We start from the raw sequence: 7,042 nt of genomic DNA, 5'->3' as shown, positions 1-7,042 counted from the left end.
ATTTTTAGAGGATCCATTGTACCGACGCTGCAAAGTTATCCACAAGTCAGAAAATCGTGGAAAACCTGTGGATAACTTGTGTATAAAAGTAAAAAACGCTTTTAAATTAGTGGTTTAGATAAAAACCACACAAAAATAGAGAAAAATACCTATATATTCCTCGGGATAGATTGACCTTTTGCCCGGCAACAAGGAAAATAATCGGTTTTCCCCAGGATCTATCATGAAAAGAACTTACCAACCATCAGTAACACGTCGTAAGCGCACCCACGGCTTTCGTATTCGCATGAAAACCAAGAGTGGACGTGCTGTATTAAATGCTCGTCGTGCAAAAGGCCGCAAACGTTTGGCTGTTTAATTTAGTCATTGAACAGCGCAAGGATTTCTGAGTTATTAAAAACACGCCCTAAGACAAGTTTGTATTGGGGTATGTATGTTGCGCCCATTCAAGCGGATGGCAGACCTGAGCTCGGTGTTGCGGTGGCCAAAAAATTAGCAAAAAGAGCTGTTGATCGAAATCGTCTTAAGCGCATGATTCGAGAGCTGGTTCGGGCTGCACAGGCCAGCGCACTCAATAAGGACGTCGTTGTAAAGCTTAAAAAGCCCATTGGGCGGGAAACCCGCGGCAGGCTTAGAAAAAAAGAAAAAGAACTTTTGCGCTCTCAAATGTCTGGGTTAATTTAAAGTGCGCACCTTGAATAAGGCGGCAATTAAGCTAGTCAAAATGTATCAACTTGCTCTTAGCCCTTATGTGGGTATGCATTGCAAGTATGTGCCGAGCTGCTCGCAATATGCTTGCGACTGCTTTAATCATTACGGATTTCTTAAAAGCATCCGCCTCATGTTGTGGCGCATTTTGCGTTGCAACCCGTTGTCACGAGGCGGTTATGATCCTGCTGTAAAACAAACATCTCAATAACTTAAGTAAACACACATGGACTTTAAAAAAACAATTCTTTGGGCAGTATTCTCGATGTCGGGTCTCATGCTCTACAACAATTGGCAGGTCCATGAAGGTAAGCCATCCTTTTTTGGGGGTGCACCAGCAAGCGTACCAGCCGCATCAGATAAAGCAGTTGTTGGCAATAAGGTCGATGTCCCTGCACAAATTTCAGGTGCGCCTGCGGTCGCCCCTACTCCTGCAGTAAGCGCACCAGCTATCGAGAGCTCTGAAAAGTTTGTATTGCAAAACGATGTATTGGTGTTAGAAGTTAGCGCCAATGGTGGCAATGTGATTGATGCCAAATTGTTGAAACATCTCACAGCCGAGAAGAAGCCTGTTGAATTGTTTCAGTACACGGCCAATCATAAATATTTCGCGCGTTCGGGCTTAATCACCTTAAACAATAATGATCTTCCAAACCACACCAGTACTTTTAAATTAGTTCAGTCCGGTAAGGATAGCGCAGGCAGACCATTTCTCACCCTAATGAGTGAGCGTAATGGAGTAAAGCTTGAGAAAACATTTATTCTCAACCCAGGTAGCTATGTTGTTGATGTTGGCCATCGCGTGACGCAGTCCAGCGCCAACAATGCTCCATTAGTGCTGTACACAGAAATCGTTCGCGATCCTAGCCAAGAGCAAAAAATTGGACCATTTGGTGGCGCTTTCTCTGCTAGTACTTTTACTGGCCCGGCTGCTTATACCGATAAAGAAAAATTCAATAAGCTGGAATTTACGGCCATTGATAAAAATAAAATTACTATTCCAACAGAGGCTCCAGCAGGAACCCCAGCGTGGATTGCGATGGTGCAACATTACTTCGCCAGCGCATGGATTCCAGGCGATAAGTTTGCACGCGATATTTACGCAGGAAAAATTGATAACGGCCTCTATCGCATTGGTATGCAAACACCACTTGGTGTTGTAGCTCAAGGTTCTACTGTCGTAGAAAAAGCCCAATTGTTTGTTGGCCCACAAGAAGAAAGTGTTTTAGAAAAGATTGCCCCAGGCTTCGAATTGCTCAAAGACTATGGCTACCTAACCATTCTGGCAAAACCAATTTTTTGGTTGTTAGAAAAAATACATGCTTATGTTGGTAATTGGGGTTGGTCAATCATTCTGCTAACGGTTTTAATTAAGTTGGCATTTTTCCCGCTCTCCGCTGCAAGTTATAAATCGATGGCCCGCATGAAAGAAGTGCAGCCTCGCTTAGCGGCCATGAAGGAGCAATACAAGGGCGAGCCACAAAAACTCAATCAAGCCATGATGGAGATGTATCGCAAAGAGAAGATCAATCCTCTGGGTGGTTGTTTACCTGTGGTGATTCAGATTCCTGTGTTTATTTCTTTGTATTGGGTATTGCTATCTTCAGTAGAGATGCGCGGCGCACCTTGGATTTTGTGGATTCAAGATCTGTCGATCCCAGACCCTTATTACATCTTGCCTGTGATCATGGCGGTGTCGATGTTTGTACAAACCAAACTGAACCCAACCCCGCCAGATCCTATTCAGGCAAAGGTGATGATGTACATGCCTATCGTGTTTTCGATCATGTTCTTCTTCTTCCCGGCCGGCTTGGTTTTGTATTGGGTTACCAATAACCTTCTATCGATTGCGCAGCAGTGGCAAATCAACCAAATGTTTGGAAAAAAAGAAGCCAAGTAGTTTGTTGATGGCATAAGTATTGAATGGAAGACATACTGCAATGATGACCAGAAAGCTGCCCATCATTGCAGTAGCCACCGCTCCGGGCAGGGCCGGTGTGGGCATTGTTCGTATTAGCGGGCAAAACCTACAAAACATTGCAAATGCACTTTTTCAGAAGGCGCTGTTTCCGCGCCAAGCAACATTGCTTGCTCTGCGTGATGCAGGCGGACAAACCATTGATCAACTGATTGCGATTTATTTTGTCGCCCCAGCATCATTTACCGGTGAGGATGTTTTAGAACTTCAATGCCATGGCGGTCCCCAGCTCCTTGAGTTGGTGATGAAGCGCTGCCTCGAATTGGGAAAAAACGAGGGCTTGGTGATTGCGGAGCCCGGTGAATTTACTCTGCGTGCATATCTCAACAACAAGATTGATTTGGCACAGGCCGAGGCCATTGCCGATTTGATCGACGCGCAAAGTGAAGCTGCTGTTCGAGGGGCTGCTCGCTCCCTGCAGGGCGCATTCTCCGAAGACATTAATGATTTGATAGAAGAAATTACTCAACTACGCATCTTGGTAGAGTCAACCTTAGACTTTCCTGAGGAGGAGATTGAGTTTTTAGAAAATGCGCAAGCACGCCACCGACTCTTGGCGGTAAAAACAAAACTCCAATCTTTGCGCGATGGCGCTAAGCAAGGAAAAATTTTGCGCGATGGTATTCAGCTTGTATTAGCTGGAGCGCCGAATGTGGGAAAGAGTTCTTTACTCAATAGGCTAGCGGGTGAAGAGGTGGCTATCGTAACGCCGGTTGCGGGCACCACCCGTGATCGCGTTAAAGAAAGTGTCAGTATTGAGGGCGTCCCGATGCACGTCATTGATACCGCTGGCTTACGTGAAACCGCGGATGTAGTTGAGGCGATGGGGATTGAAAGATCTTGGGATTCCATTCGCATGGCTGATCTGGTAATTTTCTTAACCGACCCCAACTCTGGTGAAGACGGCCTAAAGCAACGCATTCTTGAGCAGATTCCCTCAAAATGCCCAGTTTTAGAGGTCATTAACAAGACAGATCTGATTGCGCCCAATCGCGCTGATCCGCCAAATGGCGCGATTTTGATTTCTGCCAAGACTGGTGAAGGTATTGAGGTTCTGAAACAAAAAGTGCTAGAAATCGTGGGTTGGAACGGCTCCCAAGAAGGCGCCATTGTGGCGCGCAGAAGGCATTTAGATTGCCTGGAGAGAGCCTCTGAGCATATTGCGCAATCAGAACAATTCGCGGCAAATGGCAACAATTCGCTTGAATTATTCGCAGAAGAGCTATTTTTAGCTCAAAATCACCTAGGGCAAATCACTGGAAAGCTCCTTCCGGACGATCTTTTGGGGAAAATCTTTAGCCAATTTTGTATTGGCAAATAGAGGGTTTTCTCTGTGCTGGGTCTACACACCAAATATGACCAAAATGTTAAAATCACCGGATCATAAAAATTAAATCTTCCTAGGAAAACCATATGACCACAGCCACCAGCGGCCAAGTAAACGTTAATGCGCCTGCTTATGTAAAAAACGAGCGCCTAGTAGATTGGGTTGCTGAAGTTGCTGCCCTTACCAAGCCAGATGCCATTCATTGGTGCGACGGCTCCCAAGCTGAATACGACGAACTTTGTGAATTGTTGGTAAAGGCGGGTGTATTTAAGCGCCTAAACCCAGCTAAACGTAAAAACTCATTTTTAGCCCTTTCCGACCCAGAAGATGTGGCTCGTGTCGAAGACCGCACCTTTATTTGTTCAGCAAAAAAAGAAGATGCCGGCCCAACCAATAACTGGGTGGAGCCAGGCGAAATGCGCGCAACATTAAACCCGCTGTTTGATGGCTGCATGCGCGGTAGAACAATGTATGTAGTGCCATTCTCAATGGGCCCCATTGGCTCACCAATTGCTCATATCGGTGTTGAACTATCTGATAGCCCTTATGTTGCAATCAATATGCGCCTAATGACCCGCATGGGTAGGGCTGTGATCGACCAATTGGGTACGAATGGCGAGTTTGTGCCTTGTATTCATACGGTTGGCAAACCTTTGGCTGCTGGTGAAAAAGACGTGGCATGGCCGAATAATAAGAATAAATACATTGTGCACTTCCCAGAAACACGTGAGATTTGGTCGTTTGGATCTGGTTATGGTGGCAACGCATTGCTGGGTAAAAAATGTTTTGCTCTACGCATCGCCTCCAATATGGGCCGTGAGCAAGGCTGGCTAGCAGAACATATGTTGATTTTGGGCGTGACCTCACCTGAAGGCAAGAAGTATCACATTGCGGCCGCGTTCCCTTCCGCTTGCGGCAAGACCAACTTCTCCATGATGATTCCGCCCAAGGGATTTGATGGTTGGAAAGTCACCACCATTGGTGATGACATTGCATGGATCAAACCGCGCAAAGACCCAGTCACTGGCAAGACCCGTTTATTTGCAATTAATCCAGAGTCCGGTTACTTTGGCGTTGCTCCTGGCACAAACCGTCAAACCAATCAGAACTGCATTGACTCTCTAAATCAAGACGTGATTTTCACCAACGTGGGCTTGACTGATGATGGTGATGTTTGGTGGGAGGGTTTGACAGAAACTCCACCTGCACATTTGATTGATTGGCAAGGCAAAGACTGGACGCCAGCTGATGGGGCTGCTGGTCGTAAGGCTGCCCACCCAAATTCTCGCTTTACGGTTGCTGCAACCAATAACCCGGCAGTTGATCCAAAGTGGGATGATCCAGAGGGCGTTCCAATCGATGCATTCTTATTTGGCGGTCGCCGCTCCAATACTGTTCCTTTGGTGAGCGAAGCGCGGGATTGGGTGGAGGGCGTTTATATGGCGGCCACTCTTGGGTCAGAAACTACTGCAGCGATCACCGGCCAAATCGGCGTTGTCAGACGTGATCCATTTGCAATGATCGCATTCGCTGGTTACAACATGAGCGATTACTTCCAGCATTGGCTCAATATTGGCAAGAAGCTAGAGGCCGAAGGTGCTGTATTGCCGAAGATCTACTGCGTCAACTGGTTCCGCAAAGATGAAAATGGCAAGTTTGTTTGGCCAGGCTTTGGTGAAAATATGCGCGTCCTCTCTTGGATTTTGGAGCGCGCCGAAGGCAAAGCAAAAGGCAAGGAAACCCCGTTTGGCATTACTCCCGAATATAGCGATATGCATTGGGGCGGCCTTGATTACTCTACTGAGAAATTCGCTAAAGCAATCACTGTTGCAGTTGACGACTGGAAAAATGAGCTGAAATTGCATACAGAGTTGTTCGATCACCTAGGTGAGCGATTGCCCAAAGAGTTGAAAGAGACTCGAGCAAAGATCGAACAGCGCTTAAACGCTTAATCTCTAAAGCACATAGTCACCATTTACGCTTTACCCAGACTAGATAAATGACCAAACCCCAACACCATGAAATCGTGGTGATTGGGGCGGGCATTTGTGGTGCAAGCATTGCAAGTGAATTGCTAGAGCGTGGCAAATCTGTCTGCGTTATTGATCTTGCGAACTCCCCAGCCACCGCTTGTTCAAGTCATGCCTATGCGATTGCGCATCCTCATATTGGAAAAGGCTCCCCCCGTTTATTGCGCCTAACGCGCTTAGCGTTTTTATTGGCCGAGGCCAGGTGGGGCAAGGATTGGCGGGTACATGGTATTTTTCAGCCCACAAAAAAAGATAGAGAATTTAATCGCGCAGAAGTCTCTGCACATTTGGCCGCCCTCGACTTAAAAGACGATATCGCGATTGCACTTGACGTTGATGAAGCAGAGCAAATATGCGGCATTAAACAAAGTGGAGTATGGATTTCTCGGGGAGCCTCGCTTAATTTATTGGAGGCAAGCAATGCCCTATTGCGTTCCCAAGAGCGCTTAACCTGCATTTGGAATACGCGTGTCGCAAGACTAGAGCAGATTGACGAAAAGTGGCAGTTGTTCAATGATGCCAATAAAACCATTCTTTCTGCCGACAAGGTGGTGGTAGCAAATGCAATGGGATGTAAGGACCTAATGAATACCATTGGTATTCGTCTGCCGCTGAAACCCGTTCGAGGTCAACTCAGCATTTTTTCAATTACAGAAAGCAGTCCCTGGATTAGTAAATTGCCTCGAGTTGGGATATCAGGCGATGGCTATTGCCTACCCGCTGAGCGACTTGAAGACGGCAGTTATGCCTGGATGGTTGGCTCTAGTTTTGATGAAGGCGAGGATGACCTTATACCCAGAGGCGCTAGCGATGATTTTAATCGCGAGCAAGCTCAAGGCCTAGTTGATTATCTCGATGGTAATCCTCAGGATCTCAGTAAGGCCGGAGATTTTGTCGGTGTACGCTGCGTTGCCGGTGATCGCTTGCCGATGATTGGCACGCTTACTCAGCGCCCAGGAATTTTCTTGGCGACTGCTTTAGGATCCAGAGGAATCTTGT

At 46.7% G+C, this 7,042-nt stretch carries 6 protein-coding genes and 1 pseudogene; all 7 read left to right on the top strand.

The genetic code is table 11. The annotated features are described in order from the left end of the window. The first annotated feature begins 223 nt into the window (after nucleotides 1-223). Nucleotides 224-358 carry a 50S ribosomal protein L34 gene (gene rpmH / locus C2757_RS08985; protein ID WP_011903922.1) on the top strand — a complete coding sequence of 45 codons (135 nt, stop codon included), beginning with the start codon at nucleotides 224-226 and terminating at the stop codon, nucleotides 356-358. Between the two features lie 8 nt (nucleotides 359-366). Further along, nucleotides 367-684, top strand: coding sequence for a ribonuclease P protein component (rnpA, locus tag C2757_RS08980; RefSeq protein ID WP_251366752.1), 318 nt, complete (start codon nucleotides 367-369; stop codon nucleotides 682-684). A gap of 1 nt (nucleotide 685) precedes the next feature. Further along, nucleotides 686-919, top strand: a complete 234-nt coding sequence (gene yidD / locus C2757_RS08975; RefSeq protein WP_215374570.1) for a membrane protein insertion efficiency factor YidD — start codon at nucleotides 686-688, stop codon at nucleotides 917-919. Between the two features lie 15 nt (nucleotides 920-934). Further along, a complete protein-coding gene (gene yidC, locus C2757_RS08970) occupies nucleotides 935-2,608 on the top strand; it encodes a membrane protein insertase YidC (RefSeq protein WP_215374568.1) in 1,674 nt (557 codons plus the stop codon). Nucleotides 2,609-2,648: 40 nt separating this feature from the next. After that, nucleotides 2,649-4,007 carry a tRNA uridine-5-carboxymethylaminomethyl(34) synthesis GTPase MnmE gene (gene mnmE, locus C2757_RS08965; protein WP_251366751.1) on the top strand — a complete coding sequence of 453 codons (1,359 nt, stop codon included), beginning with the start codon at nucleotides 2,649-2,651 and terminating at the stop codon, nucleotides 4,005-4,007. A 92-nt stretch (nucleotides 4,008-4,099) separates the two neighbouring features. Next, nucleotides 4,100-5,965, top strand: coding sequence for a phosphoenolpyruvate carboxykinase (GTP) (locus C2757_RS08960; RefSeq protein ID WP_215374566.1), 1,866 nt, complete (start codon nucleotides 4,100-4,102; stop codon nucleotides 5,963-5,965). 47 nt (nucleotides 5,966-6,012) lie between these two features. Beyond that, nucleotides 6,013-7,014 (top strand): annotated as a pseudogene (mnmC, locus tag C2757_RS09030) (FAD-dependent 5-carboxymethylaminomethyl-2-thiouridine(34) oxidoreductase MnmC); the annotation flags it as partial. Nucleotides 7,015-7,042 lie beyond the last annotated feature (28 nt).

This window comes from Polynucleobacter sp. MWH-Svant-W18 (assembly GCF_018687495.1).
GTDB lineage: Bacteria > Pseudomonadota > Gammaproteobacteria > Burkholderiales > Burkholderiaceae > Polynucleobacter.
This window is presented reverse-complemented; position numbering and strand designations above follow the sequence as displayed.

Coding starts and splice junctions, on each gene's coding strand:
- C2757_RS08960 (WP_215374566.1), top strand. CDS start 4,100: ATGACCACAGCCACCAGCGGCCAAGTAAACGTTAATGCGCCTGCTTAT.
- yidC (WP_215374568.1), top strand. CDS start 935: ATGGACTTTAAAAAAACAATTCTTTGGGCAGTATTCTCGATGTCGGGT.
- mnmE (WP_251366751.1), top strand. CDS start 2,649: ATGATGACCAGAAAGCTGCCCATCATTGCAGTAGCCACCGCTCCGGGC.
- rpmH (WP_011903922.1), top strand. CDS start 224: ATGAAAAGAACTTACCAACCATCAGTAACACGTCGTAAGCGCACCCAC.